This is a genomic window from Pseudomonas sp. BF-R-01 (assembly GCF_019946615.1).
GTDB classification, from domain to species: Bacteria; Pseudomonadota; Gammaproteobacteria; order Pseudomonadales; family Pseudomonadaceae; genus Aquipseudomonas; species Aquipseudomonas migulae.
Genome location: NZ_JAGYFX010000032.1, coordinates 14,343 through 39,943, shown reverse-complemented (window position 1 = coordinate 39,943; position 25,601 = coordinate 14,343). Strand labels below are relative to the sequence as shown.

The 25,601-nt window shown below is 60.2% G+C and carries 28 protein-coding genes; 27 read left to right on the top strand and 1 reads right to left on the bottom strand.

The features are described 5' to 3' along the window. Positions 1-4: 4 nt before the first annotated feature. A complete protein-coding gene (locus KGB27_RS14355; protein WP_223555040.1) occupies positions 5-583 on the bottom strand; it encodes a Maf family protein in 579 nt (192 codons plus the stop codon). 105 nt (positions 584-688) lie between these two features. Here KGB27_RS14355 and KGB27_RS14350 point away from each other — a divergent pair, with 105 nt between their 5' ends. The 27 genes from KGB27_RS14350 (at position 689) to KGB27_RS14220 (ending at position 25,535) form a co-directional block, all read left to right on the top strand. Next, a complete protein-coding gene (locus KGB27_RS14350) occupies positions 689-1,216 on the top strand; it encodes a YceD family protein (protein ID WP_008031588.1) in 528 nt (175 codons plus the stop codon). Between the two features lie 13 nt (positions 1,217-1,229). Continuing rightward, on the top strand, positions 1,230-1,412 hold the full coding sequence (rpmF, locus tag KGB27_RS14345; RefSeq protein WP_003179396.1) for a 50S ribosomal protein L32: 183 nt from the start codon (positions 1,230-1,232) through the stop codon (positions 1,410-1,412). A gap of 4 nt (positions 1,413-1,416) precedes the next feature. Continuing rightward, positions 1,417-2,427: a phosphate acyltransferase PlsX gene (plsX, locus tag KGB27_RS14340; protein WP_081500214.1), complete on the top strand. Its 1,011-nt coding sequence runs from the start codon at positions 1,417-1,419 to the stop codon at positions 2,425-2,427. A gap of 125 nt (positions 2,428-2,552) precedes the next feature. Then, on the top strand, positions 2,553-3,491 hold the full coding sequence (fabD, locus tag KGB27_RS14335) for an ACP S-malonyltransferase (RefSeq protein ID WP_192227907.1): 939 nt from the start codon (positions 2,553-2,555) through the stop codon (positions 3,489-3,491). Between the two features lie 16 nt (positions 3,492-3,507). Further along, entirely contained in the window at positions 3,508-4,251 is a 744-nt protein-coding gene (fabG, locus tag KGB27_RS14330) for a 3-oxoacyl-ACP reductase FabG (protein ID WP_008040890.1), read from the top strand. A 191-nt stretch (positions 4,252-4,442) separates the two neighbouring features. Continuing rightward, complete coding sequence (acpP, locus tag KGB27_RS14325; RefSeq protein ID WP_003175607.1) at positions 4,443-4,679, top strand: acyl carrier protein; 237 nt, start codon at positions 4,443-4,445, stop codon at positions 4,677-4,679. A 108-nt stretch (positions 4,680-4,787) separates the two neighbouring features. Continuing rightward, positions 4,788-6,032: a beta-ketoacyl-ACP synthase II gene (gene fabF / locus KGB27_RS14320; RefSeq protein ID WP_008031595.1), complete on the top strand. Its 1,245-nt coding sequence runs from the start codon at positions 4,788-4,790 to the stop codon at positions 6,030-6,032. After that, the gene (gene pabC, locus KGB27_RS14315) at positions 6,032-6,847 is read left to right on the top strand and encodes an aminodeoxychorismate lyase (RefSeq protein ID WP_223555038.1); all 816 of its coding nucleotides are present in this window, start codon (positions 6,032-6,034) and stop codon (positions 6,845-6,847) included. The genes fabF and pabC overlap by 1 nt, the downstream gene beginning before the upstream one ends. Positions 6,848-6,850: 3 nt before the next feature. Continuing rightward, a complete protein-coding gene (gene mltG, locus KGB27_RS14310; protein WP_207286285.1) occupies positions 6,851-8,071 on the top strand; it encodes an endolytic transglycosylase MltG in 1,221 nt (406 codons plus the stop codon). Positions 8,072-8,090: 19 nt separating this feature from the next. Beyond that, positions 8,091-8,723: a dTMP kinase gene (gene tmk, locus KGB27_RS14305; protein WP_223555036.1), complete on the top strand. Its 633-nt coding sequence runs from the start codon at positions 8,091-8,093 to the stop codon at positions 8,721-8,723. Then, entirely contained in the window at positions 8,716-9,702 is a 987-nt protein-coding gene (locus KGB27_RS14300) for a DNA polymerase III subunit delta' (RefSeq protein WP_008031605.1), read from the top strand. The genes tmk and KGB27_RS14300 overlap by 8 nt, the downstream gene beginning before the upstream one ends. A 42-nt stretch (positions 9,703-9,744) precedes the next feature. After that, entirely contained in the window at positions 9,745-10,101 is a 357-nt protein-coding gene (locus tag KGB27_RS14295) for a PilZ domain-containing protein (protein ID WP_008031608.1), read from the top strand. 15 nt (positions 10,102-10,116) lie between these two features. Continuing rightward, the gene (locus KGB27_RS14290) at positions 10,117-10,902 is read left to right on the top strand and encodes a TatD family hydrolase (RefSeq protein WP_008040884.1); all 786 of its coding nucleotides are present in this window, start codon (positions 10,117-10,119) and stop codon (positions 10,900-10,902) included. Between the two features lie 342 nt (positions 10,903-11,244). Then, positions 11,245-11,883 (top strand): TetR/AcrR family transcriptional regulator, encoded by a 639-nt coding sequence (locus KGB27_RS14285; RefSeq protein WP_008031613.1) that lies wholly within the window; start codon positions 11,245-11,247, stop codon positions 11,881-11,883. Positions 11,884-12,021: 138 nt separating this feature from the next. Beyond that, complete coding sequence (locus KGB27_RS14280) at positions 12,022-12,990, top strand: GTP 3',8-cyclase MoaA (protein WP_223555033.1); 969 nt, start codon at positions 12,022-12,024, stop codon at positions 12,988-12,990. 169 nt (positions 12,991-13,159) lie between these two features. Then, a complete protein-coding gene (locus KGB27_RS14275) occupies positions 13,160-13,768 on the top strand; it encodes a DUF4823 domain-containing protein (RefSeq protein ID WP_008040882.1) in 609 nt (202 codons plus the stop codon). 16 nt (positions 13,769-13,784) lie between these two features. Continuing rightward, on the top strand, positions 13,785-14,345 hold the full coding sequence (locus KGB27_RS14270) for a DUF1285 domain-containing protein (protein ID WP_223555030.1): 561 nt from the start codon (positions 13,785-13,787) through the stop codon (positions 14,343-14,345). 200 nt (positions 14,346-14,545) lie between these two features. Then, positions 14,546-15,262, top strand: coding sequence for a FadR/GntR family transcriptional regulator (locus KGB27_RS14265; protein WP_223555028.1), 717 nt, complete (start codon positions 14,546-14,548; stop codon positions 15,260-15,262). Between the two features lie 131 nt (positions 15,263-15,393). Then, on the top strand, positions 15,394-16,269 hold the full coding sequence (locus KGB27_RS14260) for an SMP-30/gluconolactonase/LRE family protein (protein ID WP_223555025.1): 876 nt from the start codon (positions 15,394-15,396) through the stop codon (positions 16,267-16,269). A gap of 199 nt (positions 16,270-16,468) precedes the next feature. Beyond that, a complete protein-coding gene (locus tag KGB27_RS14255) occupies positions 16,469-17,287 on the top strand; it encodes an SDR family oxidoreductase (RefSeq protein ID WP_223555023.1) in 819 nt (272 codons plus the stop codon). Between the two features lie 125 nt (positions 17,288-17,412). Further along, positions 17,413-18,417, top strand: coding sequence for a substrate-binding domain-containing protein (locus KGB27_RS14250; protein ID WP_008031628.1), 1,005 nt, complete (start codon positions 17,413-17,415; stop codon positions 18,415-18,417). A 65-nt stretch (positions 18,418-18,482) separates the two neighbouring features. Next, positions 18,483-20,027 carry an L-arabinose ABC transporter ATP-binding protein AraG gene (gene araG / locus KGB27_RS14245; RefSeq protein ID WP_223480814.1) on the top strand — a complete coding sequence of 515 codons (1,545 nt, stop codon included), beginning with the start codon at positions 18,483-18,485 and terminating at the stop codon, positions 20,025-20,027. A 12-nt stretch (positions 20,028-20,039) separates the two neighbouring features. Then, on the top strand, positions 20,040-21,008 hold the full coding sequence (gene araH / locus KGB27_RS14240; RefSeq protein ID WP_032828927.1) for an L-arabinose ABC transporter permease AraH: 969 nt from the start codon (positions 20,040-20,042) through the stop codon (positions 21,006-21,008). Positions 21,009-21,220: 212 nt separating this feature from the next. Continuing rightward, complete coding sequence (locus tag KGB27_RS14235; RefSeq protein WP_032832566.1) at positions 21,221-21,934, top strand: GntR family transcriptional regulator; 714 nt, start codon at positions 21,221-21,223, stop codon at positions 21,932-21,934. After that, complete coding sequence (locus tag KGB27_RS14230) at positions 21,931-22,929, top strand: ADP-ribosylglycohydrolase family protein (RefSeq protein ID WP_207286290.1); 999 nt, start codon at positions 21,931-21,933, stop codon at positions 22,927-22,929. Before KGB27_RS14235 ends, KGB27_RS14230 begins: the two co-directional genes overlap by 4 nt. 217 nt (positions 22,930-23,146) lie before the next feature. Further along, complete coding sequence (locus tag KGB27_RS14225; RefSeq protein ID WP_008031640.1) at positions 23,147-24,613, top strand: purine-cytosine permease family protein; 1,467 nt, start codon at positions 23,147-23,149, stop codon at positions 24,611-24,613. Next, a complete protein-coding gene (locus KGB27_RS14220; protein WP_223555020.1) occupies positions 24,606-25,535 on the top strand; it encodes a PfkB family carbohydrate kinase in 930 nt (309 codons plus the stop codon). Before KGB27_RS14225 ends, KGB27_RS14220 begins: the two co-directional genes overlap by 8 nt. Positions 25,536-25,601: the final 66 nt, after the last annotated feature.

The following is a 25,601-nucleotide window of genomic DNA, read 5'->3' as shown; positions in this document are numbered from 1 at the left end:
ACCGTCAGGGGATTTGCACCCCTTCAGCCAGCAGCATGTCGATCAGACGAATCAGCGGAAGGCCGATCAGGCTGGTGGCGTCAGGGCCTTCGGTGCGTTGAAACAGGCTCACCCCCAAACCTTCGGCCTTGAAGCTGCCAGCGCAATCGTAGGGCTGTTCGGCGCGCAGGTAGCGTTCGATGCGTGCGGTGTCGAGTGTGCGCATGTGCACGGTGAACGGCACGCAGTCGACCTGGCAGTGTCCCGCCTGGCTATTGAGCAGGGCCAGGCCGGTCAGAAAGGTTACGCTGGCGCCGCTTGAGGCCAGCAACTGCTCGCGAGCCTTTTCGAAGGTGTGGGGTTTGCCGATAATGCGCTCGCCGAGCACTGCAACCTGGTCAGAGCCGATAATCAGATGGGCGGGGTGGTTTCCGGCAAGAGCCCGGGCTTTTTCTTCGGCGAGGCGCTTTACCAGTTCGACGGCTGCTTCATTCGGCCGATGACTTTCGTCGATGTCCGGCGAGCTGCAGGTGAACGGCAGCTGCAAGCGGGCCAGCAATTCCCGGCGATACACTGAGCTTGAAGCGAGTAATAAAGGCAGCATGCGCATCTCCAGAAGACAGGCGCGAATTCTAGCGAGGCTTCCAGGTGACGGACAGGGCTGAATTTCCTTTGACATGGCTGGGTGCATCCCTATAATGCTGCGCCTATGTTGAATGACCCGATTCCACCTCACGTTGACCCGCGCAAATTGGCTGACCGTGGCACCACCCTTCAAGGTGAACTGCTGCTGGCCGATTTGGAGAGACTCTGCGACCCGCTTTCCGACAATGTCGGTACGGTGCAGGCTAAATTCGTTTTTGAACGAGATGAACGTAAGTCTGTGGTAATCCACAGCTTTATCGACACCGAAGTCAAAATGGTTTGCCAGCGTTGTCTTGAGCTGGTCACCCTGCCGATCCACAGCGAATGCAGTTATGCTGTGGTGAAGGAGGGTGCGAATACCCAGTCGTTGCCGAAAGGTTATGACGTGCTGGAACTGGGCGAAGATCCTTTGGATCTGCAGTCACTGATCGAGGAGGAGCTTCTGCTCGCCTTGCCCATTGTGCCTGCTCATCATCCGGAAGAATGCCAGCAGCCGGCGGGTCTCGATGAGCCCGAACCGAGCGAGGACGAGGTAACGCGGTCCAACCCGTTCAGTGTATTGGCGCAGTTAAAGCGTGACCCAAACGTTTAGGAGTTAATCAATTATGGCTGTTCAGCAGAACAAAAAATCCCGCTCCGCCCGTGACATGCGTCGTTCGCACGACGCTCTCGAGGCTAGCACCCTGTCTGTAGAAAAAACCACCGGTGAAGTTCACCTGCGTCACCACGTATCGCCAGAAGGCGTATACCGTGGCCGTAAAGTGATCGACAAGGGCGCTGACGAGTAATCACTTGTCCGCTCAAGTCATCGCGATTGACGCAATGGGCGGGGACTTCGGTCCCCGCAGCATTGTTCAGGCCAGCCTTGCTTGTCTGATTGCTACACCCTCGCTGCACCTGACCCTTGTCGGTCAACCCTCCCTTCTTGAAGAATTGATCGCTGGCCAATCGGCTGTGGATCGCTCGCGCCTGTCGATTACCCCGGCATCCGAAGTGATCACCATGGACGAAAAACCTGCCCAGGCCTTGCGTGGCAAGCCGGATTCGTCGATGCGCGTGGCGCTCGAGTTGTTGCGTGATGGCAAGGTTCAGGCCTGCGTCAGCGCCGGCAATACCGGCGCGCTGATGGCCTTGTCACGGTTCGTGCTCAAGACCTTGCCGGGCATTGATCGGCCGGCCATGGTCGCGGCGATTCCGACGCAGAAGGGTTACTGTCAGTTGCTCGACCTGGGCGCCAACGTCGATTGCAGCGCCGAGCATTTGCTGCAGTTTGCGGTGATGGGCTCGGTCGCGGCGCAAACCCTGGGCATCGTTCGTCCACGGGTTGCATTGCTGAACATCGGCACCGAAGACATCAAGGGCAATCAGCAGGTCAAGCTGGCGGCAACCTTGTTGCAGAGTGCTCGCGGCATCAACTACATCGGTTTTGTCGAGGGTGACGGTTTGTACCGTGGCGAGGCGGATGTGGTGGTGTGCGACGGTTTTGTCGGCAATATTTTGCTCAAGTCCAGTGAAGGTCTGGCGACCATGATTGCCGGGCGAATTGAAGCGCTTTTCAAAAAAAACCTCGCATCGAAAATGGTGGGCGCCCTGGCGCTGCCGCTGATGAAGCGTCTTCAGGCTGATCTGGCGCCTGCTCGGCATAACGGCGCAAGCTTCCTCGGGTTGCAGGGGATTGTGGTGAAAAGCCACGGTTCGGCAGGGGTTCAGGGCTTCCAGAGTGCGATTCAGCGGGCCTTGATCGAGATCCAGGAAAACCTGCCGGAACGCATTCACGGTCGTCTGGAGGATTTGTTGCTTTAGGCGTTTTCGTCGGACAATGCTTAAATGTGACCGCTCAGTTCAATTTGCCATCCAACTGTCAGTTTCTTGCGTCCCCCAAGCGGGACGTCAATTCTCCGACGACAAGATCATTAGGGGCTTGTTACATGTCTGCTTCCCTCGCATTCGTCTTTCCAGGACAGGGTTCGCAGTCCCTCGGCATGCTGGCCGAGTTGGGCGCGCAACATCCGGTGGTCCTCGAAACATTCAAAGAAGCATCCGACGCGCTCGGTTACGACCTGTGGGCACTGACCCAGCAAGGGCCGGAAGAGCAACTCAATCAAACCGATAAAACCCAGCCGGCCATTCTGACCGCCTCGATCGCCTTGTGGCGTCTGTGGCTGGCGGAAGGCGGTGCGCGTCCGGCTTACGTTGCCGGTCACAGCCTGGGCGAGTACAGCGCCCTGGTCGCTGCGGGCAGCCTGAGTCTGGGCGACGCGGTGAAACTGGTGGAGCGTCGCGGTCAGTTGATGCAAGAAGCCGTTCCGGCCGGGCAGGGCGGTATGGCTGCCATTCTCGGTCTGGACGATGCTGACGTACTGGCAGCCTGTGCCGAAGCGGCGCAAGGCGAAGTGGTCAGCGCAGTCAATTTCAACTCTCCGGGTCAAGTCGTGATCGCCGGTGCCAAGGCTGCGGTCGAGCGCGCCATCGAAGGCTGCAAGGCTCGTGGTGCCAAACGCGCCATGCCGTTGCCGGTCAGCGTACCGTCCCATTGCGAGCTGATGCGTCCAGCCGCCGAGCGTTTCGCCGAGTCGATCGCTGCGATCAACTGGCAGGCGCCACAGATTCCTGTGGTACAAAACGTCAGCGCGAACGTGCCGGCCGATCTCGAAACCCTCAAGCGCGATCTGCTTGAGCAGCTCTACAAGCCTGTGCGCTGGGTTGAATCGGTCCAGGCGCTGGCCGCCAAGGGCGCGACCCAGTTGGTCGAATGCGGCCCCGGCAAAGTGCTGGCAGGCTTGAACAAACGCTGCGCCGAAGGCGTGTCGACATCCAACCTCAATACCCCAGACGCCTTCGCTGCCGCCCGTGCAGCGTTGGCCTGAATCAGGAGAAGCTTGCATGAGTCTGCAAGGTAAAGTTGCACTGGTCACCGGTGCGAGCCGCGGTATCGGCCAGGCCATCGCCCTGGAACTGGGTCGTCAGGGCGCCATTGTTGTGGGCACCGCGACATCCGCCTCGGGTGCCGAGCGCATCGCCGCTACCCTGAAAGAAAACGGTATTCAAGGCACTGGCCTGGAACTGAATGTCACCAGCGACGAATCCGTTGCCGCTGTGCTGGCGAGCATCCAGGAGCAGTTCGGTGCGCCGGCGATCCTGGTCAACAATGCCGGCATCACCCGCGATAACCTGGTGATGCGCATGAAAGACGACGAGTGGCATGACGTCGTCGATACCAATCTGAACAGTCTGTTCCGCCTGTCCAAGGGCGTTCTGCGCGGTATGACCAAAGCCCGTTGGGGACGAATTATCAGTATTGGCTCGGTTGTGGGTGCCATGGGCAACGCAGGCCAAGTAAACTACGCTGCCGCCAAGGCAGGTCTGGAAGGTTTCAGCCGTGCTCTGGCGCGTGAAGTCGGTTCGCGTTCGATTACGGTAAACTCGGTGGCCCCTGGGTTCATCGACACCGATATGACCCGCGAACTGCCCGAGGCACAGCGTGAAGTCTTGCAGGCGCAAATTCCGCTGGGTCGTCTGGGGCAAGCTCAAGAGATCGCGTCTGTGGTCGCTTTTCTTGCATCCGACGGTGCGGCTTACGTTACTGGGGCTACAATCCCGGTGAACGGCGGGATGTACATGAGTTAAATGTGACGGGTTGCTTCAAAAAAATGTCATACGAGCTGTCTAAAATCCGTTATAAAGCTGCAATCTATTTATAGGCAGAGGGTCACGGGGTTTGAGGAGTGAAGCTTTCAGTTGAAAAACTGAAAAGTCTTTCTATACACTTACCCACTGGCCAGCTGCCTGAATTTGTCCATTAGGAGTGAAAACAAGGTATGAGCACCATCGAAGAGCGCGTCAAGAAAATCGTTGCTGAGCAACTGGGCGTTAAAGAAGAAGAAGTGGTCAACACTGCTTCCTTCGTTGAAGACCTGGGTGCCGACTCCCTTGACACCGTTGAGCTGGTGATGGCTCTGGAAGAGGAATTCGAGACCGAAATCCCTGACGAAGAAGCTGAGAAGATCACTACTGTACAAGCTGCAATCGACTACGTTACTAGCCACCAGGCGTAATAGTTTGTAATCGTTGCTTGCTGTCATGGAAAAACCGCACTGCCATCATGGCGTGCGGTTTTTTCTTTAGGCCTGATGCAAAGTCGTCATTTGAAAAAGGAGAGTGCTGTGTCGCGTAGACGCGTCGTAGTCACCGGTATGGGTATGTTGTCGCCACTGGGCACGGATGTGCCGAGCAGTTGGCAGGGCATTCTGGCTGGCCGTAGTGGCATTGGTCTGATCGAACACACCGACCTTTCTGCCTATTCCACCCGTTTTGGCGGCTCGGTAAAGGGCTTCAATGTCGAGGAATATCTGTCGGTCAAGGAAGCTCGCAAGCTCGACCTGTTCATTCAGTACGGTCTGGCCGCAGGTTTTCAGGCGGTGCGTAACGCCGGTCTTGAAGTCACCGACGCCAACCGTGAGCGCATCGGCGTGGCCATGGGTTCGGGTATTGGCGGTCTGACCAATATCGAAGAAACCAGCCGCACGCTGCATGATTCCGGCCCACGACGGATCTCTCCGTTTTTCGTGCCTGGCTCGATCATCAATATGATTTCCGGTTTCCTGTCGATCCACCTGGGTGCACAGGGACCTAACTACGCCATTGCCACCGCGTGCACCACTGGTACGCACTGCATCGGCATGGCAGCCCGCAACATCATGTACGACGAAGCCGACGTGATGATTGCCGGCGGCGCCGAGATGGCGGCTTGCGGTCTGGGCATGGGCGGCTTCGGTGCCTCCCGCGCGCTGTCGACCCGCAACGACGAGCCGACCCGCGCCAGCCGTCCATGGGACAAGGGCCGTGACGGCTTCGTCCTGTCCGACGGTGCCGGTGCGCTGGTGCTTGAAGAGCTGGAACACGCCAAGGCTCGCGGCGCGACCATCTACGCCGAGCTGATCGGCTTTGGCACCAGTGGCGATGCCTACCACATGACGTCGCCGCCGGCTGACGGTGCGGGTGCTGCTCGTTGCATTTCCAACGCCCTGCGCGATGCGAAGATCAATAGCGATCAAGTCCAGTACATCAACGCCCACGGTACGTCGACTTCGGCCGGCGACCTTGCCGAAGCCTGTGCGATCAAGTCGGTGTTCGGCGATCACGCCTACAAGCTGGCGGTCAGTTCGACCAAGTCCATGACCGGTCACCTGTTGGGTGCGGCGGGCGCAGTCGAGGCGATCTTCAGTGTGCTGGCGATCAATAGCCAGGTGGCACCGCCGACCATCAACCTCGACGAGCCGGACGAAGGCTGCGACCTGGACTTCGTGCCGCACACCGCGCGCAACATGGACATCGATGTGGTCCTGTCCAACTCCTTCGGGTTTGGCGGTACCAACGGCTCGCTGGTGTTCCGCCGGTTCGCTGACTGATGGACAGCTGGGTCGACGGTCAGCCGGCTGACGCTCTGTCGCTGAAGGATCGCGGCCTGGCTTACGGTGATGGTCTGTTCGAGACCATTGCCGTGCGGAGCGGGCAGCCGCTGTTGCTGGACCGGCATCTGTCGCGCCTGGCGCAAGGCTGTTCACGCCTGGCGATCACGGCCGATCACGCGCTGATCCGCAGCGAGCTGCTGGCCTACGCCGCAGCACTGGGCGAGGGCGTGCTCAAACTCATCCTCACCCGCGGCGACAGCCTGCGCGGTTACGCGCCCGACCCTGCGGCCCAGGCCCGACGCATTCTTCAGGGCAACCCACCTGCCGCTTACCCTGTCATACATGCGGAGCAGGGCGTTCGCCTGTTTCCTTGCGCCACACGACTGTCCAGACAACCCTTGCTCGCCGGGCTCAAACACCTGAACCGTCTTGAGCAAGTCATCGCCCGTTCCGAATGGCAAGACACCGAGCATGCCGAAGGCTTGATGCTCGATCAGGCCGGGCGGGTGATCGAAGGTGTGTTCAGCAATCTGTTCCTGGTCCGCGATGGTGTGTTGATCACTGCCGATCTCAAGCGCTGCGGTGTGGCCGGCGTAATGCGCGCCGAATTATTGTTTCAAGCCGAGTCGCTGGGGATTCCCACGCAAATCACCGACATTACCCTCGAACAGCTGCAATGGGCTGATGAGGTCTTTATCTGCAACAGCGTGTATGGCGTTTGGCCGGTGCGCGCCTATACAGCTCTGAGCTGGCCGGTTGGGCCGCTCACCCGTAAACTCCAAACCATTGCCCGCGCGCTACTGGATGCTTGATACGTGAGACGTAAATTCTTGCTGCTGCTGGAAACCGGACTGGTTCTGGCAGGGCTGTGTCTGGGCGCTTCGGCCTGGAAGATTCATTCGGCGCTGGAACAGCCGCTGAACATTACCCAGGAACAACTCCTGGAAGTGCCCAAAGGCACGACACCCACCCGCACTTTCTATCGACTCGAAGCCGATGGCGTCATCAAGGACGCTTTCTGGTTGCGTGTGTACTGGCGCTTCAACCTGGCCGGGCAACCGTTGCACAAAGGTGAGTACCGCATGCAGCCCGGCATGACGGTGGAAAACCTGATCGACCTGTGGAAACGCGGCGAAATGGTGCAGTACAGCCTGACGCTGGTCGAAGGCTGGAATTTCCATCAAGTGCGTGCTGCGCTGGCCAAGGATGAAAAACTTGAGCAGACGCTGAACGGCTTGAGTGATAGCGAAGTGATGGACAAGCTCGGTCACGCCGGGATCTTCCCGGAAGGGCGATTCTTCCCGGACACCTACCGTTTCGTGCGTGGCATGACGGACGTCGAGCTGCTGAAAAAAGCCTACGACCGCCTCGACGAAGTCCTGGCCAAGGAGTGGGGGCAGCGCGCGGCTGACGTGCCGTACACCGAACCCTACCAGGCGCTGATCATGGCTTCGCTGGTGGAAAAGGAAACCGGCGTACCGCAAGAGCGTGGCCAGATCGCTGGCGTGTTCGTGCGGCGCATGGAAATGGGCATGCTGTTGCAGACCGATCCGACCGTGATTTACGGCCTCGGTGATCGCTACAACGGCAAGTTGACCCGCGCCCATCTCAAGGAAGCGACCCCTTACAACACCTACGTGATTAGCGGCCTGCCGCCGACGCCGATCGCGATGGTCGGTCGCGAAGCGATCCATGCGGCACTCAACCCGGTGGCCGGCAACAGCCTGTATTTTGTTGCGCGCGGCGATGGCAGCCACGTGTTCTCCGATGATCTGGATGCTCACAACAGCGCGGTGCGTGAATTTCAGCTCAAGCGTCGCGCCGATTACCGCTCCAGTCCGGCGCCGGTCACCGCGCCAGAGGCGACGAATGAGCAGGCTCCGATCCCGGCGGCTTCGCCTGACCCGGCCCCGGAGGCGTTGGCACCAGTGACGCCGCCAGAGCCGGCTCAAGAAACGATTCAAGAACCTGCTAAAGAGCCCGCTGCTGCACCCGCGCCCGAATCGGATGCAACCGCGCCGCAAAGCCCGCAATGATTCTGACTAAGGACTGCCTGTGACTGGCTTGTTTATTACCCTGGAAGGCGCCGAAGGCGCCGGCAAGAGTACCAATCGCGAATACCTCGCCGAGCGCCTGCGCGCCGCCGGTATCGAAGTGGTGCTGACCCGCGAGCCGGGCGGCACGCCTTTGGCCGAGAAGATCCGCGAGGTGCTGTTGGCGCCGGTCGAGGAGGCCATGGACCCCGACACCGAGCTGTTGCTGGTGTTTGCCGCGCGCGCCCAGCATCTGGCCGGCGTGATCCGCCCGGCGCTGGCCCGTGGCGCGGTGGTGTTGTGCGATCGCTTTACTGACTCGACCTACGCCTATCAGGGCGGCGGTCGCGGTTTGTCGCTGGAACGCATCGCTACGCTGGAAAGCTTCGTTCAGGGCGAGTTGCGCCCGGACCTGACGCTGATTTTCGATTTGCCCGTGGAAGTGGGTCTGGCCCGCGCCAGCGCTCGCGGTCGCCTGGATCGCTTCGAACTCGAAGGCCGGACGTTTTTCGATGCGGTGCGCAGTGCGTTCCTCAAACGCGCTAAAGCCGACCCGGCGCGGTATGTGCTGGTCGACGCCGCCCAGCCGCTGGCGCAGGTTCAACAGTCGCTGGACGCCTTGTTGCCGCGTCTGCTGGAGTTGACCCGTGGCTGAAGCCTATCCGTGGCAGGACAGCCTCTGGCAGCAGTTGGCAGGTCGCAAACAACATGCGCACGCCTATCTGCTGCACGGCCCGGCCGGGATCGGCAAGCGAGCGCTGGCCGAGCGCCTGATGGCCAGCCTGCTGTGTCAGCGTCCGACCGCGCAGGACGCTTGCGGCGAATGCAAATCCTGCCTGCTGCTCAAAGCCGGCAGTCACCCTGACAACTACATCCTCGAGCCGGAAGAAGCCGACAAGGCGATCAAGGTCGATCAGGTCCGCGAACTGGTCAGCTTCGTGGTCCAGACCGCGCAGATGGGCGGGCGCAAAGTGGTGTTGATCGAGCCGGTCGAGTCGATGAACATCAACGCCGCCAACGCCTTGCTCAAAAGCCTTGAAGAGCCGTCCGGCGATACGGTGCTGTTACTGGTCAGTCACCAGACCAGTCGGCTGTTGCCTACCATCAAAAGCCGCTGCGTGCAGCAAGCCTGTCCACTGCCAAGCGAGGCCATGAGCCTTGCGTGGCTGGCCAAGGCGTTACCGGACAGCTCGGAAGAAGAGCGTGTCGAACTGCTGACCCTGGCCGCCGGCTCACCGCTGGCGGCGGTGAATTTGCAGGCCCAGGGCGTGCGCGAGCAGCGGGCGCTGGTGGTCGACGGTGTGAAGAAATTGCTCAAGCAGCAGCAATCGCCGACGCAACTGGCCGAAGGCTGGAACGCGATTCCGCTGTTGTTGCTGTTTGACTGGTTCTGCGACTGGTCGAGCCTGATCCTGCGGTATCAGCTGACTCAGGATGAAGACGGGCTGGGATTGGCCGATATGCGCAAGGTGATTCAATATCTGGCGCAGAAAAGCGCTCAGGACAAAGTCCTGAACATTCAGGACTGGATCCTCGCCCAGCGTCAGAAAGTCATGAGCAAGGCCAACCTCAATCGGGTGCTGTTGCTTGAAGCGCTGCTGGTGCAATGGGCGTCATTGCCTACCCAGAAGTGACCGACTGGGCCTATCCTCTGAACATCAGCAGTGGAGGTCAGCATGAATGAAGCCGTCAATCCGGGGCCGCGCAACGGCATTTTGTCCCTGACCATCAAGGACAACTCCGTGCTCTACGCGGCCTACATGCCCTTCATCAAGAACGGTGGCCTGTTTATCCCGACCAACAAGAGCTACAAGTTGGGCGATGAGGTATTCATGCTGCTGAACCTGATGGACGAGCCGGAGAAAATTCCGGTCGCCGGCAAGGTTGCCTGGATCACCCCCAAAGGCGCGCAAGGCAACCGGGCCGCTGGCGTCGGCGTGCAGTTCAACGACGGTGATGACACCGCGCGCAGTCGAATCGAAACCCACCTGGCCGGAGCCCTGAAGTCCGACCGTCCCACTCATACGATGTAAGTTGCAGCCCTTTTTATGCTCGTAGATTCCCATTGTCACCTTGATCGCCTTGACCTCGCCGCCCATGACGGCTCGCTGGATGCCGCACTCGACGCGGCCCGCCAGCGCGGGGTAGGGCACTTTCTGTGTATCGGCGTCAGTGTCGACAACGCCGCCGACGTCAAAGCCCTGGCCGAACGTTATGACGATGTCGACTGTTCGGTCGGCGTGCACCCGTTGGACGTGCAGCCGGGCGCTGCGCCAGCGCTGGACTGGCTGCTGCAGGAGCTCAACCACCCGCGTGTGGTCGCGATTGGTGAAACCGGCCTGGATTATCACTACGAGCCCGAAGCGGCGGAGTTGCAGCAGGAATCGTTTCGCCTGCACCTGCAAGCCGCGCAGCAGACCGGCAAACCGGTGATCATTCACACGCGCGGTGCCCGGGCGGACACGCTGAACCTGCTGCGCGAGGCCGCGTTGCCCCAGGCCGGCGTTTTGCATTGCTTTACCGAAGATTGGGACATGGCCAAAGCGGCGCTGGACATGGGTTATTACATTTCCCTGTCGGGCATCGTCACTTTCCGCAATGCCGATGCGCTGCGTGACGTGGCCAGTAAAGTGCCTGCCGACCGATTGCTGGTGGAAACCGATTCGCCGTACCTGGCGCCGATCCCTTATCGCGGCAAGCCGAACCTGCCGCAATATGTGCGGGAAGTGGCAGAGTTTCTGGCAATGCTACGCGGTGAATCCTACGAGCGATTTGCCGCGCAGACGACCGAGAACTTCAAGCGACTGTTCCCGCTGGCGCATGTGAAAGGTTAAATCGCAGGCAAAAAAAACCCGGGTTCTGGGGGGTGAATCCGGGTTAAGACCATTAGGAGTAAAACAATGGTACGCGGTCCGTTGGTACCAATATCGACGCGGCACTTGGGGGAGATGCCCCGCCGACAGTTGAAGTATTGATCAGTATTGCGCTGAGTCCAGTTTACCGGCCCAGGTTTTTAAACAATTTTGGAATACAGGCGCTTCGGAAGAGTTCTCATTAAAAGCTGGTGCTGACAGAATTCATCTAGAAACACAGATATGGAAGGATGATCCGTGCATTTTGCCGCAAGTTAGGCATAATACGCGGCTTCGAATTTTGACCCCGACAGACCTTTTCTTATGCATAAAGAACCTCGTAAGGTCCGTGAATTTCGTCGCCGTGAGCAAGAAATTCTCGATACCGCGCTCAAGCTGTTCCTCGACCAAGGTGAAGACAGTGTCACCGTCGAGATGATTGCTGATGCCGTCGGTATCGGCAAAGGCACAATCTACAAGCACTTCAAATCCAAGGCGGAGATCTACCTGCGCCTGATGCTCGATTACGAGCGTGATTTGAACGAGCTGTTGCATTCGGCCGATGTCGACAAGGACAAGGAAGCGCTGTCCCGGGCCTACTTCGAATTCCGCATGCGCGATCCGCAACGTTACCGCTTGTTCGATCGCCTGGAAGAAAAGGTGGTCAAGGGCAATCAGGTGCCGGAGATGATCGAGGAGCTGCACAAGATTCGCGCCTCGAACTTCGAACGCCTGACCCTGCTGATCAAGGGCCGGATCAGCGAAGGCAAGCTCGAAGACGTGCCGCCTTACTTCCATTACTGCGCATCCTGGGCGCTGGTGCACGGCGCCGTGGCGCTGTATCACTCGCCGTTCTGGAGCAATGTGCTGGAAGATCAGGAAGGCTTCTTCCAGTTCCTGATGGACATCGGCGTGCGCATGGGCAACAAACGCAAGCGCGACACCGACACGCCGAGTAGCTGAGTCATTCAGTTGCCTTATTGCGCCATGATTTCGCTATATGGCGCAGTACCTCAGTAATATACTCAGGCATGGGACTTGCTAAAACTTGATTTGTGAGTCAAGTTTTACGTCGTCCGAATTCCTTGTGCCGGAGTGACCATGATCGTTGACCGTCAAGGCAGGCGTTTTCGTAATCTGCGAATCAGCCTGACCTCCGCCTGCAATTACGCGTGTACCTACTGCGTGCCTAACGGCAAGCGGCTGGTCGCTGCGCAGGATGAACTGTCGGCTGAGGCCATGGCGCGCGGCGTTGCCTACTTGATCGAGGCGGCAGGGATCGAACGGCTGCGCATCACCGGCGGTGAGCCGTTGGTCAGCCCCAAACTCGAAGCCTTCATGACCGCCGTCGGGCAGATGGGCCTGCAAGACATCAGCCTGACCACCAATGGTCAATTGCTGGCGAAAAAACTGCCCCTGCTGGTCGATGCCGGCATTCGTCGCATCAACGTTTCCCTCGATACCCTGGATGCCGATGCATTCCGCAGCATTGCTCGCGGCGGCGATCTGGCGACTGTGCTCGATGGCATGGACCAGGCCAGCGCCGCCGGCATGAAGATCAAGGTCAACATGGTGCCGTTGCGCGGGCAGAACCTCGATCAGGTGATGCCGCTGCTCGATTATTGCCTGGAACGCGGTTACGAGTTGCGCTTCATCGAGCTGATGCGCATGGGCCACCTGGCCAGCGACAACAACGCATTCCTGCAACAATTCGTCAGCCTTCAGCAACTGCTGAGCTTGATCGGTGATCGCTATGAGTATCTCCAGGCCGATGCTCCGGTTGACGCCACGGCGGTGCGCTATGAAATTCCGGGGCAGGGCTATTTCGGGGTAATCGCCAACGAAAGTGTTCCGTTCTGCCGAACCTGTTCGCGGCTGCGCCTGTCTTCAACCGGGTGGCTGCATGGCTGCCTGTCGTCGAGCAACCGTCACTATGTCGGCGATCTGCTGGACAAACCGCGTCACCAGGCATTGCCGGCGTTGCAGCGACTCTTGGTGAAGGCCTTGGGTGACAAGCAGGAGGTGGCGTTTTCCGGTGGTGCGACCGTCATGAAGATTATCGGCGGCTGAACTGGCCTCTTCGCGGGCAAGCCTCGCTCCTACAAGATCGGCGTTAACCTGTAGGAGCGAGGCTTGCCCGCGAATGCGTTCGAACAGGCAACGACGTTCTGGAGCTGGCGCGGAAGCTGCATCCCATGGCCATTCGCCGGTTTTCCGTCACCGGCCTCTGGAGGGTAGGATGCGTAGCCTGGTTTTGCTGCTGGCCGTTTTGGCGCTTGGTGGCTGCATGAATGTCAGCGATATGGCTGAAGAAGCTCGCTACCACATGAGCGACGTGGGGCTGCTTGACCACAGCGACAGCCGCCGCGTGCACAACCTGCGCATTCAGCCGGATTCGTTCGTCTATATCGCCCAAGGCGCCTTTGTGCCGCCGGGCAGTGCGGTCTACCCGCGACCTAACGTGATCGCCGAAGTCGCCTTCGACGGTTTTATCGAATACTTCCCGATGGTCCGCCGTGCACGCACGCCGGAAGGCCTCGACCAGGCCATGGGCGAAGCCCGTGCGGTCGGTGCGCATTACCTGCTCTACACCCGTTTCGCCAAGACTGACGACCGTATCGGCAACACGGACGAATGGCTCGATCAGGAAGCCGTGGATCGTCTCGGTATCGACTCTGGCGTGATTCAGATCATGTTGATCGAGACCAGCACCCAGTATTTGATTGATACTGCACGTATCAAGAGTCGTGGCGGTTTACTGACGTTCTACGACAAAAAACCTGAAGACCTGATGGGCCCGCCGCTGCGGCAATACGCGCGCAGCCTGCTGGGGTTCAGCGACCAGTAATTCCAAGGAGAACGCCATGAGTGGCCCGCAAAAAGCCAACGACCTGTTGGGGCAAATCCCCAAGACCCAAGGCTTGCCACCGGTCCACTTGTGGAACCCCGACTTCTGCGGCGACATCGACATGCGCATCGCCCGCGACGGCACCTGGTATTACCTGGGCACGCCGATCGGGCGCAAGCCGATGGTCAAACTGTTCTCCACCATCATTCGCCGCGACGGCGATGATTATTTCCTCATCACCCCGGTCGAGAAAGTCGGCATCAAGGTTGACGATGCTCCGTTCGTGGCGATTGCCGTGGATGTTGAAGGCGAGGGTGAAGCCCAGGTCTTGCGCTTCACCACCCATGTGGATGAAATCGCCGAGGCCGGTGCCGACCATGCGATCCGCGTGGTGATTGACCCGGTGACACAGGAGCCTGCGCCTTACGTGCATGTGCGCACCAATCTCGAAGCGCTGATTCATCGCAATGTGTTTTACCAATTGGTGGAGCTGGCGGTGACTCGTGAAATCGATGGGCAGCGTTGGCTGGGCGTATGGAGCGGCGGCATCTTCTTCCCCATCGGTCTCGAGCCTTGAGTCGTCAGTGCTGACGCCTTCGCGGGCAAGCCTCGCTCCTACAGAGTTCGCCGGCGCCTGTAGGAGCGAGGCTTGCCCGCGAAGAACGATAACGCGATCTCGCTACTCAGCTTCAAAATCAAATTGACACCCAATCGTATGATGATTAGCGTGGGCAACCATCGCGAACGGCATTGTGCCGTCCCAGCATCGAGGTGCCCATGTCCAGCAGTTTTCACGCATCGACGGTCGATTGGCTGGGTTGCTGGATTGCGGCGGGCCAGGTAAAACCCGGCGAAACCCTAAAGGTTGAGGCCGACCTGGGCGAGCAGCTCGGCGTCAGCCGCACTGTCATCCGCGAAGCCATCAAAACCCTGGTCGCCAAAGGAATGCTCGAAGTCGGGCCGAAGGTTGGCACGCGGGTATTGCCGGTGCGGCGCTGGAACCTCTTCGATCCGCAAGTCGTCGGCTGGCTGTCCCGCAGCGGCCTGCCGGAAAACTTCGTCGACGACCTCCTCGATTTACGCCGCACCATCGAGCCGATGGCCGTGCGCTGGGCCTGCGAGCGAGCGACCGTCGAACAGGTGCAGGCGGTGCTTCAGGCCTATAACGCGCTGGAGCGGGCGGTGCACAGCGGCATCGATTACAACCGCGCCGACCAGTTCTTCCACGAGTGCATCCTCGCGGCCAGCCACAATCAATTCATCGAACAAATGGTCCCGGCCCTCGGCGCGTTGCTGGCGGTGTCTTTTGAAGTTTCCGCCGCCGATCCGGACGAACTGCGCCGCACGCTGCCGATACACAAGGACATGGCCGACGCCATCGCCGCCCGCGACGCGGCACGCGGTGTGTGGGCCTGCATGACGCTGATCGACAACGCCGACCTGGCCATCAAACGTTTCTACCCAAAAGTCATGGCCGACAAAAAAACCGGCTGATCACACTAATCCCCTGTGGGAGCGGGCTTGCTCGCGAAGGCGGTGTGTCATTCAACGTCAATGTCGTCTGACACGACCTCTTCGCGAGCAAGCCCGCTCCCACATAAAACAAGAACAACGCAGGAGGTTTCATGGAATGGACCGCAGTCACCGGACACCGGGCACGCCTCGGCGAAGGCCCGTTCTGGGATGCGCCGACGCAAGCCCTCTATTGGGTGGATATCGCCGGTAAACAGGCGCTGCGCCTGATCGGTGCCAACGTGCAGATCTGGCAGATGCCCGAGCACGTGTCGGCTTTCATTCCCTGCGAAAGCGGCGATGCGCTGGTGACGTTGAGCAGTGGCGTGTATCGGCTCGATCTGGATTCACCAGGCCTTGAGCCACGGCTGACCTTGTTCTGCGTCGCCGACCCGCAGCCGGGCAATCGCGGCAACGAAGCCCGTTGCGATGCCCAGGGGCGACTCTGGCTCGGCACCATGCAAAACAACATCGGCGAAAATGGCGAAGACCTGCCCGTTGTGCGGCGTTCCGGCGGCTTGTTTCGTATCGACCGCGATGCCCGGGTCACGCCGCTGCTGCGCGGTTTGGGCATTCCCAACACGTTGTTGTGGAGCGATGACGCCACCACGCTTTATTTCGCCGACAGCCTGGATGGCACGCTCTACCAGCATTTCATCCGCACCGACGGCGGCCTCGATCCCGCGCTGGTCTGGTTCGGCCCGCATCAACGTGGCGGCCCCGACGGCTCGGCGATGGATGCCAGAGGTTATATCTGGAACGCGCGCTGGGACGGCAGCTGCCTGATCCGGCTGACACCGGATGGGTATGTCGATCGCATCATCGAATTGCCAGTCAGTCGCCCGACCAGTTGTGTCTTCGGTGGCGCCGACCTGAAAACCCTCTACATCACCAGCGCTGCGAGCCCGCTCAACCATCCGCTGGACGGCGCGGTGTTGTCGATCCGGGTCGATATACCAGGAAAACCCTGTACGAGATTTGCCGATTAAATCCCAAAATATGGGATGTAAAATTATATATTGAGATTATTTGGTGGTCGGGTTTATAGTCGGCTCCAATCAGTTACACGCACTCACACTTAAAAAAACAAAACAGGTGAAGTGATGCAGCGATTTTCCAACACGTTTTTTGGCCGGACATCGACAGATGCCCGGTTTTTGTCGTGCCCGCGAAAGGGAGCGCTGATCCATGGCTGAAGCGCTCTCCCTGCCTCCAGTGCCCGAACCGCCGAAGGGCGAGCGCCTGAAAAACAAGGTCGTGCTGCTGACCGGTGCCGCTCAGGGCATTGGCGAGGCGATTGTTGCGGCCTTCGCTTGCCAGCAAGCCAGGCTGATCATCAGCGACATCCAGGGCGAGAAAGTCGAAAGCGTCGCGGCGCATTGGCGCGCCCAAGGCTTCGATGTTCAGGCGATCAAGGTTGACGTATCCAATCAACAAGACCTGCACGCGATGGCAAAAAGGGCCGTCGAGTTGCATGGCCGCATCGACGTGCTGGTCAACTGCGCCGGCGTCAATGTGTTCCGCGATCCGCTGGAAATGACTGAAGAAGACTGGCGCCGCTGCTTTGCCATCGACCTCGATGGCGCCTGGTTCGGCTGCAAGGCGGTGTTGCCGCAGATGATCGAGCAGGGCGTCGGCAGCATCATCAATATCGCCTCGACCCATTCCACGCACATCATTCCCGGCTGCTTCCCGTACCCGGTGGCCAAGCACGGTTTGCTCGGCCTGACCCGCGCACTGGGCATCGAATACGCGCCGAAAGGCATTCGCGTCAACGCCATTGCACCGGGCTACATCGAAACCCAATTGAACGTCGATTACTGGAACGGTTTTGCCGACCCGCAGGCCGAACGTCAGCGCGCTTTCGATCTGCATCCGCCGCGGCGCATTGGCCAGCCGATTGAAGTGGCGATGACGGCAGTCTTCCTGGCCAGCGATGAAGCGCCGTTCATCAACGCCTCGTGCATCACCATCGATGGTGGGCGCTCGGTGATGTACCACGACTGAATAACCGGGGTTTCAGGCGCGGAATTACGTCTGAAATCCAATCATCATACGATATGACTATTTGCTACAACGTTTACACCGGCTTTGAAAAATAACGCTCAAAAAAAATAACAAGGAGTCAGCTTATGAATCGTCGTCGTGGGATCCGTTCCCTGTGCTGTGCCGCTTTGGCGGTCACCGCGGTCAGCCTCAGCAGCAGCTTGCTGGCGGCCGAGGAAGTGAAGATCGGTTTTCTGGTCAAGCAGGCGGAAGAGCCCTGGTTCCAGACCGAATGGGCCTTCGCCGAAAAGGCCGGTAAAGAGAAAGGCTTCAAGGTCATCAAGATCGCCGTGCCGGACGGCGAGAAAACCCTGTCCGCCATCGACAGCCTGGCTGCCAACGGCGCCAAGGGCTTCGTGATTTGCCCGCCGGACGTGTCCCTCGGCCCGGCGATCATGGCCAAAGCCAAACTCAACGGTTTGAAAGTGATTGCCGTGGATGACCGTTTCGTCGATGCCAGCGGCAAGTTCATGGAAGACGTTCCGTACCTCGGCATGGCGGCGTTCGAAGTCGGCCAGAAGCAGGGCGCGGCGATGGCCGCCGAAGCGAAAAAACGCAACTGGGACTGGAAAGACACCTACGCGGTCATCAACACCTACAACGAGCTCGACACCGGCAAGAAGCGCACCGACGGTTCGGTCAAAGCGCTGGAAGACGCCGGCATGCCAAAAGACCACATCCTGTTCTCGGCCCTGAAAACCCTCGACGTGCCGGGCAGCATGGACGCCACCAACTCGGCGCTGGTGAAACTGCCGGGCGCGGCGAAGAACCTGATCATCGGCGGCATGAACGACAACACCGTGCTGGGCGGCGTACGCGCCACCGAGAGCGCCGGTTTTGCTGCGGCCAACGTGATCGGCATCGGCATCAACGGCACCGACGCCATCGGCGAACTGAAAAAGCCCAACAGCGGCTTCTTCGGCTCGATGCTGCCAAGCCCGCACATCGAGGGTTACAACACCGCCAGCATGATGTTCGAGTGGGTCACCACCGGCAAAGAGCCGGCGAAGTACACCGCCATGGACGACGTGACCCTGATCACGCGCGACAACTTCAAGCAGGAACTGGAAAAGATCGGCCTCTGGAACTGAGGCGCGGTTGATTTCATCGGCGGCCCTGGCGACGGGGCTGCCTGATCTGTGTGATGAGGTGTTTTATGCACGCGCAAGTACAGACACAACACGACAGCGTTGGCGGCAGCCTGCGCTTCAATGGGATCGGCAAGACCTTTCCCGGGGTAAAGGCGCTGGACGGCATCAGCTTCGTCGCCCATCCGGGTCAGGTTCATGCCTTGATGGGCGAGAACGGCGCCGGCAAATCGACCCTGCTGAAAATCCTCGGCGGCGCCTACACGCCGAACAGCGGCGACCTGCAGATCGGCGAGCGAACGATGGTCTTCAAATCCACCGCCGACAGCATCGGCAACAAGGTGGCGGTGATCCATCAGGAATTGCACCTGGTGCCGGAAATGACCGTGGCGGAAAACCTGTTCCTCGGTCATTTGCCTGCCAGTTTCGGCCTGATCAATCGCAACGCACTGCGACAACAAGCGCTGGCCTGCCTCAAGGGCCTGGCCGATGAAATCGATCCGCAGGAGAAGGTCGGGCGCCTGTCCCTCGGTCAACGGCAACTGGTGGAAATCGCCAAGGCATTGTCCCGTGGCGCGCATGTGATCGCGTTCGACGAACCGACCAGTAGCCTCTCGGCGCGGGAGATCGATCGCTTGATGGCGATCATCGGGCGCCTGCGCGACGAAGGCAAAGTGGTGCTTTACGTCTCCCATCGCATGGAAGAAGTGTTCCGCATCTGCAACGCGGTGACGGTGTTCAAGGACGGCCGCTACGTGCGCACCTTCGAGGACATGAGCGAGCTGACCCACGATCAATTGGTCACGTGCATGGTCGGGCGCGACATTCAGGACATCTACGATTACCGCCCGCGCAAGCGTGGCGCGGTGGCGTTGAGGGTCGACGGTCTGCTCGGGCCGGGCTTGCGTGAGCCGGTGAGTTTCGATGCGCACAAAGGCGAAATTCTCGGGCTGTTCGGCCTGGTGGGGGCAGGGCGAACCGAGCTGTTCCGCATGCTCAGCGGCCTTGAGCGCAACACCGCGGGGCGCCTGGAATTGCGCGGTCATGAACTGAAACTGCGTTCACCCCGCGATGCGATTGCCGCCGGCATTCTGCTGTGTCCCGAGGACCGCAAGAAGGAGGGCATCATGCCGCTCTCCAGCGTTGCCGAGAACATCAACATCAGCGCGCGCGGCGCCCATTCCACCTTCGGTTGCCTGTTGCGCGGCCTGTGGGAGAAGGACAACGCCGACAAGCAGATCAAGGCGCTGAAAGTGAAGACGCCCAGCGCGGCGCAGAAAATCATGTACCTGTCCGGCGGCAATCAGCAGAAGGCGATTCTCGGCCGCTGGCTGTCGATGCCGATGAAAGTGCTGCTTCTGGATGAACCGACTCGCGGCATCGACATCGGCGCCAAGGCCGAGATTTACCAGATCATCCATAACCTGGCTGAAAGCGGCATCGCGGTGATCGTGGTGTCCAGCGACCTGATGGAAGTGATGGGTATTTCCGACCGCATCCTGGTGCTCTGCGAAGGCGCGATGCGCGGCGAACTGTCCCGTGACGAGGCCAACGAATCCAACCTGCTGCAACTGGCTTTGCCGCGCCACCGTGCTGACGGCGTGGCGAACTGAGAGGTGACTATGATGACAACCCAAAACAACGCTCTGCCCACCCAGCGCAAACCTCTGGACCTGCGGCGCTTTCTCGATGACTGGGTGATGCTGCTCGCGGCCGTCGGGATCTTTGTGCTCTGCACCTTGCTGATCGACAACTTCCTTTCGCCGCTGAACATGCGCGGCCTGGGCCTGGCGATTTCCACCACCGGGATAGCCGCGTGCACCATGTTGTATTGCCTGGCGTCGGGGCATTTCGACTTGTCGGTGGGCTCGGTGATTGCCTGTGCCGGCGTGGTCGCGGCGGTGGTGATGCGTGACACCGACAGCGTTTTTCTCGGTGTGGTGGCGGCGCTGTTCATGGGCTTGATAGTCGGGCTGATCAACGGGATCGTGATCGCCAAGCTGCGGGTCAATGCATTGATCACTACGTTGGCGACCATGCAGATCGTTCGCGGTCTGGCCTACATTTTTGCCAATGGCAAAGCGGTGGGCGTGTCGCAGGAGTCGTTCTTCGTCTTCGGTAACGGCCAGTTGTTTGGCGTGCCGGTGCCGATCCTGATCACCATTGCCTGCTTCCTGTTTTTCGGCTGGTTGCTGAATTACACCACCTACGGGCGCAACACCATGGCCATCGGCGGCAACCAGGAAGCGGCGCTGCTGGCCGGGGTCAACGTTGACCGGACCAAGATCATCATCTTCGCCGTGCACGGTGTGATCGGGGCGTTGGCCGGGGTGATTCTGGCGTCGCGGATGACTTCCGGCCAGCCGATGATCGGCCAGGGTTTCGAGCTGACGGTGATCTCGGCGTGTGTGCTTGGCGGGGTTTCGCTCAGTGGCGGGATCGGCATGATCCGGCATGTGATCGCCGGGGTGTTGATTCTGGCGATCATCGAGAATGCGATGAACCTGAAGAACATCGATACGTTTTATCAGTACGTGATTCGTGGTTCGATTTTGCTGCTGGCTGTGGTTATCGACCGTCTGAAACAACGCTGAGATTTTTGTTGTCTGTGCTGGCCCCTTCGCGGGCAAGCCTCGCTCCTACAGGTTATGTGTCGTGCATGGATTACGCGACTGACATATAACCTGTAGGAGCGAGGCTTGCCCGCGAAGACGATGTACCTGATTCACCTCGCGACCGCATCCTTCCGTCACTCCCCCTAAATATGTCTTGCCTGTTACAAGTCGTTTCGGGTATCAATTTGTACATGATTAGACAGGTACGATTTGACAAGAAACAACGGGTGGTCGACGAACTCATCCGGCGCATTGAAAGCGGCCTCATGGAGGACGGTTTTCAGTTGCCGGGCGAGCATCAGTTGGCTCAAGAATTCAAAGTCAGCCGAGGTACGCTGCGTGAAGCCCTGGCCGAATTGAAACGGCGCAACTACATCGCGACGCAAAGTGGTGTCGGTTCCATCGTCACGTTCGACGGGGTGGTGCTCGATCAGCGCAGCGGTTGGGCGCAGGCGCTGGCCGACAGCGGGGCGCTGATCAATACCGAAGTGCTGCGGCTCGAGGCGGTGACTCGCCCCGACCTGCTGCCGCGTTTCGGCACTGACCAATTCATCACCCTCGACCGCCGCCGTCGTTCCACCGACGGCAAGCTGGTTTCCCTCGAACGCTCATTGATGCCCGCCACCGGAGGCCTGGAAAGCCTGCCGCGTGTCGGCCTGATCGACAATTCCCTGACCATCACCCTGGCCGCGTACGGCTACATCGGCGAGCGCGGCGATCAATGGATCGGCGCCGAACCCTTGAGCGCCGAAGACGCCGAGCTGCTCGGTCGTCCGGTCGGCACGGTGTTTCTCAAAGCCTTGCGCACCACCTACGACCGGCAGAACCGCTTCATGGAGCAGGTCGAAAGCCTGCTCGATCCCGTGCACTTTCGCCTGCACCTGCAATTTGGAAACCCACAATGACCGCGCTCAATCGTGCACTGGGCGCGTTTTACGGACTGGCCCTGGGCGATGCGCTGGGCATGCCGACGCAATCGCTGAGCCGCGCCGTCATCAAGGCGCGTTTCGGTGAAATCACCGATCTGCAAGACGCCGGCCCCAATCAACCGATTGCGGCCAACATGCCTAAAGGCTCGATCACCGACGACACCGAACAGGCCATTCTGGTCGGTCAGTTGTTGATCGACGGCAAGGGCAGGATCGAACCGTCGGTACTGGCGCAACGGCTGATCGAATGGGAAGCCGCGATGCAGGCCAAGGGCTCGCAGGACTTGCTCGGGCCGTCGACCAAACGGGCGATCGAGATGATCCTCGCCGGTCATTCGCCGGAAGAAGCGGGGCGCTACGGCACCACCAACGGCGCGGCGATGCGCATCACGCCCGTCGGCATTTCGGCGGATGTCCGCGATCCCGAGCGTTTCATCAACGCCGTGGTGCAGGCCTGCCAGGTCACCCACAACACCACGCTGGGCATTTCCAGCGCGGCGGCGGTGGCGGCGGTGGTCTCGGCCGGCATCAACGGCATGGACCTCGGCGAGGCATTGAACCTCGGCCAGCAAATCGCCCAGCAAGCGGAAAGCCACGGTCACTGGGTCGCAGGCGGACGCATTGCCTCGCGCATCAGTTGGGCGCGGACGATCAGCGTCGACAGCGACAAGGCGATGCTGGCGGACTTGATGTACGACGTGATCGGCACGTCGGTGGCTTCGCAGGAGTCGGTGGTGGTTTCGTTTGCCCTGGCGCAACAAGTGGCCATCGGTGAAATAAATGCCTTCGACGCGCTGTGCATGGCCGCAGGTCTGGGGGGCGACACCGACACCATCGCGGCGATTCTGGGGGCCATGCTCGGGGCTTGTCTGGGGCTTGAGAGTTGGCCGGTGGCGATGATCGACAAGGTTAAAATCGTCAATGGATTGGATTTAGAGCCATTGGTAAAAGGACTGTTGGCTCTGCGCTGACTGTGCCGACGCCATCGCGAGCAGGCTTGCTCCCACAGTGATCTGCGGTGTTCCCAATACCTGTGGGAGCGAGACCGGCTTGCCGGCGATGGCCGCACCACCTATTTGAAAGTTCTCACAGCAATGGATCGCACTGACTTGGCCAGGACAGCCGGGATGTTGTTTTCGTCTTCCGTCATTGCCCATAACCACAACAAAGGCAACAGGAGCATTTCACATGAGTTCATCGAACGCCGGGCAAAGCGCCGGGCAACTGGAAACCCGAGGCATCGAGCCGGTGCCGGAAGCCGAATGCAACGGGCATCCGCTGCAGCTGTTCTGGGTCTGGTTCGCCGCTAACATTTCCATCCTCGGTCTGCCGCTCGGCGCTACGCTGGTGGCGTTTCGCGGGTTGGCGATCTGGCAGGCGATCATCGTCGCGATCCTCGGCGCTGCCGGTTCTTTTGCCGTCGTCGGGATCATTTCCATTGCCGGTCGCCGTGGCCGCGCACCGAGCCTGACGCTGTCGCGGGCGATCTTCGGCGTACGCGGCAATATCGGCCCGACCCTGGTTTCGCTGATGTCGCGGCTGGGATGGGAAACCGTCAACACCACCACCGCCGCGTTCGTGTTGCTGTCGCTGTGCTCGATCCTGTTCGGGTCGCCGGTGGAGGCCAAAAGCGCGCCGGTGCTGACCCTGATCTTCATCGCGATTTTCGTGCTGCTGACCTTGTCGGTGTCCGGCCTCGGTCACGCGACGTTGCTGGTGATTCAGAAGTGGGCGACTTATGTGTTCGGCGCGCTGAACATTCTGGTCGGCGGTTTCCTCTGCGCCACCATCGACTGGAGCGCCGTGTTCAACGCCACGCCTGCACCGCTTAGCGCAATGATCATCGGCGTCGGCACCATGGCCGCCGGCACCGGGATCGGTTGGGCCAACGCCGGTGCGGACATGTCGCGCTATCAGCATCGCAGCGTCAAGGCGGCACGTCTGGTGGCTTCCGCCGCGTTTGGTGCCGGGATCCCGCTGGTGTTGCTGATCACCCTCGGCGGCCTGCTGTCGGTGGGCAACAACGACCTGGCGTCGGCCACTGACCCGATCATCGCGATCCGCGACATGCTGCCGACCTGGATGGCCGTGCCGTACCTGATCACCGCGTTCGGCGGCTTGCTGCTGTCGAACAACCTGTCGGTGTATTCCGCCGGCTTGACCACGCTGACCCTCGGCCTGAAGGTCAAGCGTGTCTACGCCGTGGTGGTCGACATCGTGGCGATTTTCGCCGGTTCGATTTACTTCATGCTGATCGCCGACAGTTTCTACGGCCCGTTCATCACCTTCATTTCGCTGCTGGCCGTGCCGATCACGGCGTGGGTCGGGATCTTCGTCGTTGACCTGATTCATCGTCATTACTACAGCCCCAAAGACCTGCTGGACGTCAGCCCGAGCAGCGCCTACTGGTATCGCGGCGGCGTCGAGTGGCGTGCTTTCGGTGCGTGGGCCCTGGCGATCGTGCTGGGTTTCAGCTTCACCACCATTGGCACCACCGAACAAACCGTCTGGTTCCGTGGGTTCCTTTCCGACTCGTGGCTGGGGCATAACGGCCTTGGCTGGATCGTGACGTTCCTGGTCGCCGGCGGGATTTATTTTGTACTCGGCGGGGCCAGGGATCGCCGCGCCGCGTCGCTCGAGAATGCTCATGCCTAAAATGTTGCACACCGGCCAGGTCATCATCGACCTGGTCATGGCCGTGGATAAACTGCCTCAAGCCGGCGGCGACGTACTGGCGCAATCCGCCAGTTTCGAAGCCGGCGGCGGGTTCAATGTGATGGCCGCCGCTCAGCGTAATGGCTTGCCGGTGGTTTACCTGGGCCGTCATGGCACTGGTCGTTTCGGCGACCTGGCGCGTGAGGCGATGAAGGCTGAAGGCATTCGCATCGGCATTGCTCACAATGCTGAACGAGACACGGGGTTGTGCGTGGCGATCACGGACGCCTCGGCTGAACGTAGCTTCGTTTCCTACATCGGCGCCGAAGGTGAAGTGTCCGCAGAGGATTTGAACAGCGTAGCGGCGCAGGCGGGCGACTATGTCTACGTCAGCGGCTACAGCCTGCTGCATGTCGGCAAGGCTCAGGCGCTGGTGGATTGGGTGTTGGATTTGCCGAGTGCGATCAACGTGGTGTTCGACCCGGGCCCGCTGGTGGAATCACCCGATGCGCCGTTGATGCAGGCGTTGTTGCCGCGCATCGATGTGTGGACCAGCAACAGCGTCGAGGCGCTGCGGTTTACCGGGGCGTCGGACATTGCCGAGGCGCTGGATCGACTGACCGATCATCTGCCGTCGAAGGTGTTGATGGTGGTCCGCGACGGTCCGCAAGGGTGCTGGATTCATCAGCATGGCGAGCGTCAGCACGTGCCGGGTTTCAAGGTTGAGGCGGTGGACAGCAACGGCGCCGGGGATGCCCATGCCGGGGTGTTTGTGGCCGGGTTGGCGCGAGGGTTGTCTGCGGGTGAAGCGGCGCGGCGGGCGAATGCGGCAGCGGCGCTGGCGGTGACTCGGTGGGGGCCGGCGACTTCGCCTGGGACTGCCGAGGTGGATGCGTTGATCAGTAAAACGTTCGGCGCCTGATCTGACGTCTTCGCGAGCAAGCCTCGCTCCTACAGGGATCGCGTAGTTCCTGTAGGAGCGAGGCTT

Bases quoted from the DNA above. Each gene is read 5' to 3' on its own strand.
- KGB27_RS14270 (WP_223555030.1), top strand. From the start codon at position 13,785: ATGAGTGGCCCGCAAAAAGCCAACGACCTGTTGGGGCAAATCCCCAAG.
- KGB27_RS14265 (WP_223555028.1), top strand. From the start codon at position 14,546: ATGTCCAGCAGTTTTCACGCATCGACGGTCGATTGGCTGGGTTGCTGG.
- KGB27_RS14260 (WP_223555025.1), top strand. From the start codon at position 15,394: ATGGAATGGACCGCAGTCACCGGACACCGGGCACGCCTCGGCGAAGGC.
- pabC (WP_223555038.1), top strand. From the start codon at position 6,032: ATGGACAGCTGGGTCGACGGTCAGCCGGCTGACGCTCTGTCGCTGAAG.
- KGB27_RS14290 (WP_008040884.1), top strand. From the start codon at position 10,117: ATGCTCGTAGATTCCCATTGTCACCTTGATCGCCTTGACCTCGCCGCC.
- KGB27_RS14250 (WP_008031628.1), top strand. From the start codon at position 17,413: ATGAATCGTCGTCGTGGGATCCGTTCCCTGTGCTGTGCCGCTTTGGCG.
- KGB27_RS14220 (WP_223555020.1), top strand. From the start codon at position 24,606: ATGCCTAAAATGTTGCACACCGGCCAGGTCATCATCGACCTGGTCATG.
- fabG (WP_008040890.1), top strand. From the start codon at position 3,508: ATGAGTCTGCAAGGTAAAGTTGCACTGGTCACCGGTGCGAGCCGCGGT.
- acpP (WP_003175607.1), top strand. From the start codon at position 4,443: ATGAGCACCATCGAAGAGCGCGTCAAGAAAATCGTTGCTGAGCAACTG.
- KGB27_RS14350 (WP_008031588.1), top strand. From the start codon at position 689: ATGTTGAATGACCCGATTCCACCTCACGTTGACCCGCGCAAATTGGCT.
- araG (WP_223480814.1), top strand. From the start codon at position 18,483: ATGCACGCGCAAGTACAGACACAACACGACAGCGTTGGCGGCAGCCTG.
- KGB27_RS14275 (WP_008040882.1), top strand. From the start codon at position 13,160: ATGCGTAGCCTGGTTTTGCTGCTGGCCGTTTTGGCGCTTGGTGGCTGC.
- KGB27_RS14230 (WP_207286290.1), top strand. From the start codon at position 21,931: ATGACCGCGCTCAATCGTGCACTGGGCGCGTTTTACGGACTGGCCCTG.
- araH (WP_032828927.1), top strand. From the start codon at position 20,040: ATGACAACCCAAAACAACGCTCTGCCCACCCAGCGCAAACCTCTGGAC.
- KGB27_RS14225 (WP_008031640.1), top strand. From the start codon at position 23,147: ATGAGTTCATCGAACGCCGGGCAAAGCGCCGGGCAACTGGAAACCCGA.
- KGB27_RS14355 (WP_223555040.1), bottom strand. From the start codon at position 583: ATGCTGCCTTTATTACTCGCTTCAAGCTCAGTGTATCGCCGGGAATTG.
- rpmF (WP_003179396.1), top strand. From the start codon at position 1,230: ATGGCTGTTCAGCAGAACAAAAAATCCCGCTCCGCCCGTGACATGCGT.
- KGB27_RS14235 (WP_032832566.1), top strand. From the start codon at position 21,221: ATGATTAGACAGGTACGATTTGACAAGAAACAACGGGTGGTCGACGAA.
- fabD (WP_192227907.1), top strand. From the start codon at position 2,553: ATGTCTGCTTCCCTCGCATTCGTCTTTCCAGGACAGGGTTCGCAGTCC.
- KGB27_RS14295 (WP_008031608.1), top strand. From the start codon at position 9,745: ATGAATGAAGCCGTCAATCCGGGGCCGCGCAACGGCATTTTGTCCCTG.
- KGB27_RS14280 (WP_223555033.1), top strand. From the start codon at position 12,022: ATGATCGTTGACCGTCAAGGCAGGCGTTTTCGTAATCTGCGAATCAGC.
- KGB27_RS14255 (WP_223555023.1), top strand. From the start codon at position 16,469: ATGGCTGAAGCGCTCTCCCTGCCTCCAGTGCCCGAACCGCCGAAGGGC.
- KGB27_RS14285 (WP_008031613.1), top strand. From the start codon at position 11,245: ATGCATAAAGAACCTCGTAAGGTCCGTGAATTTCGTCGCCGTGAGCAA.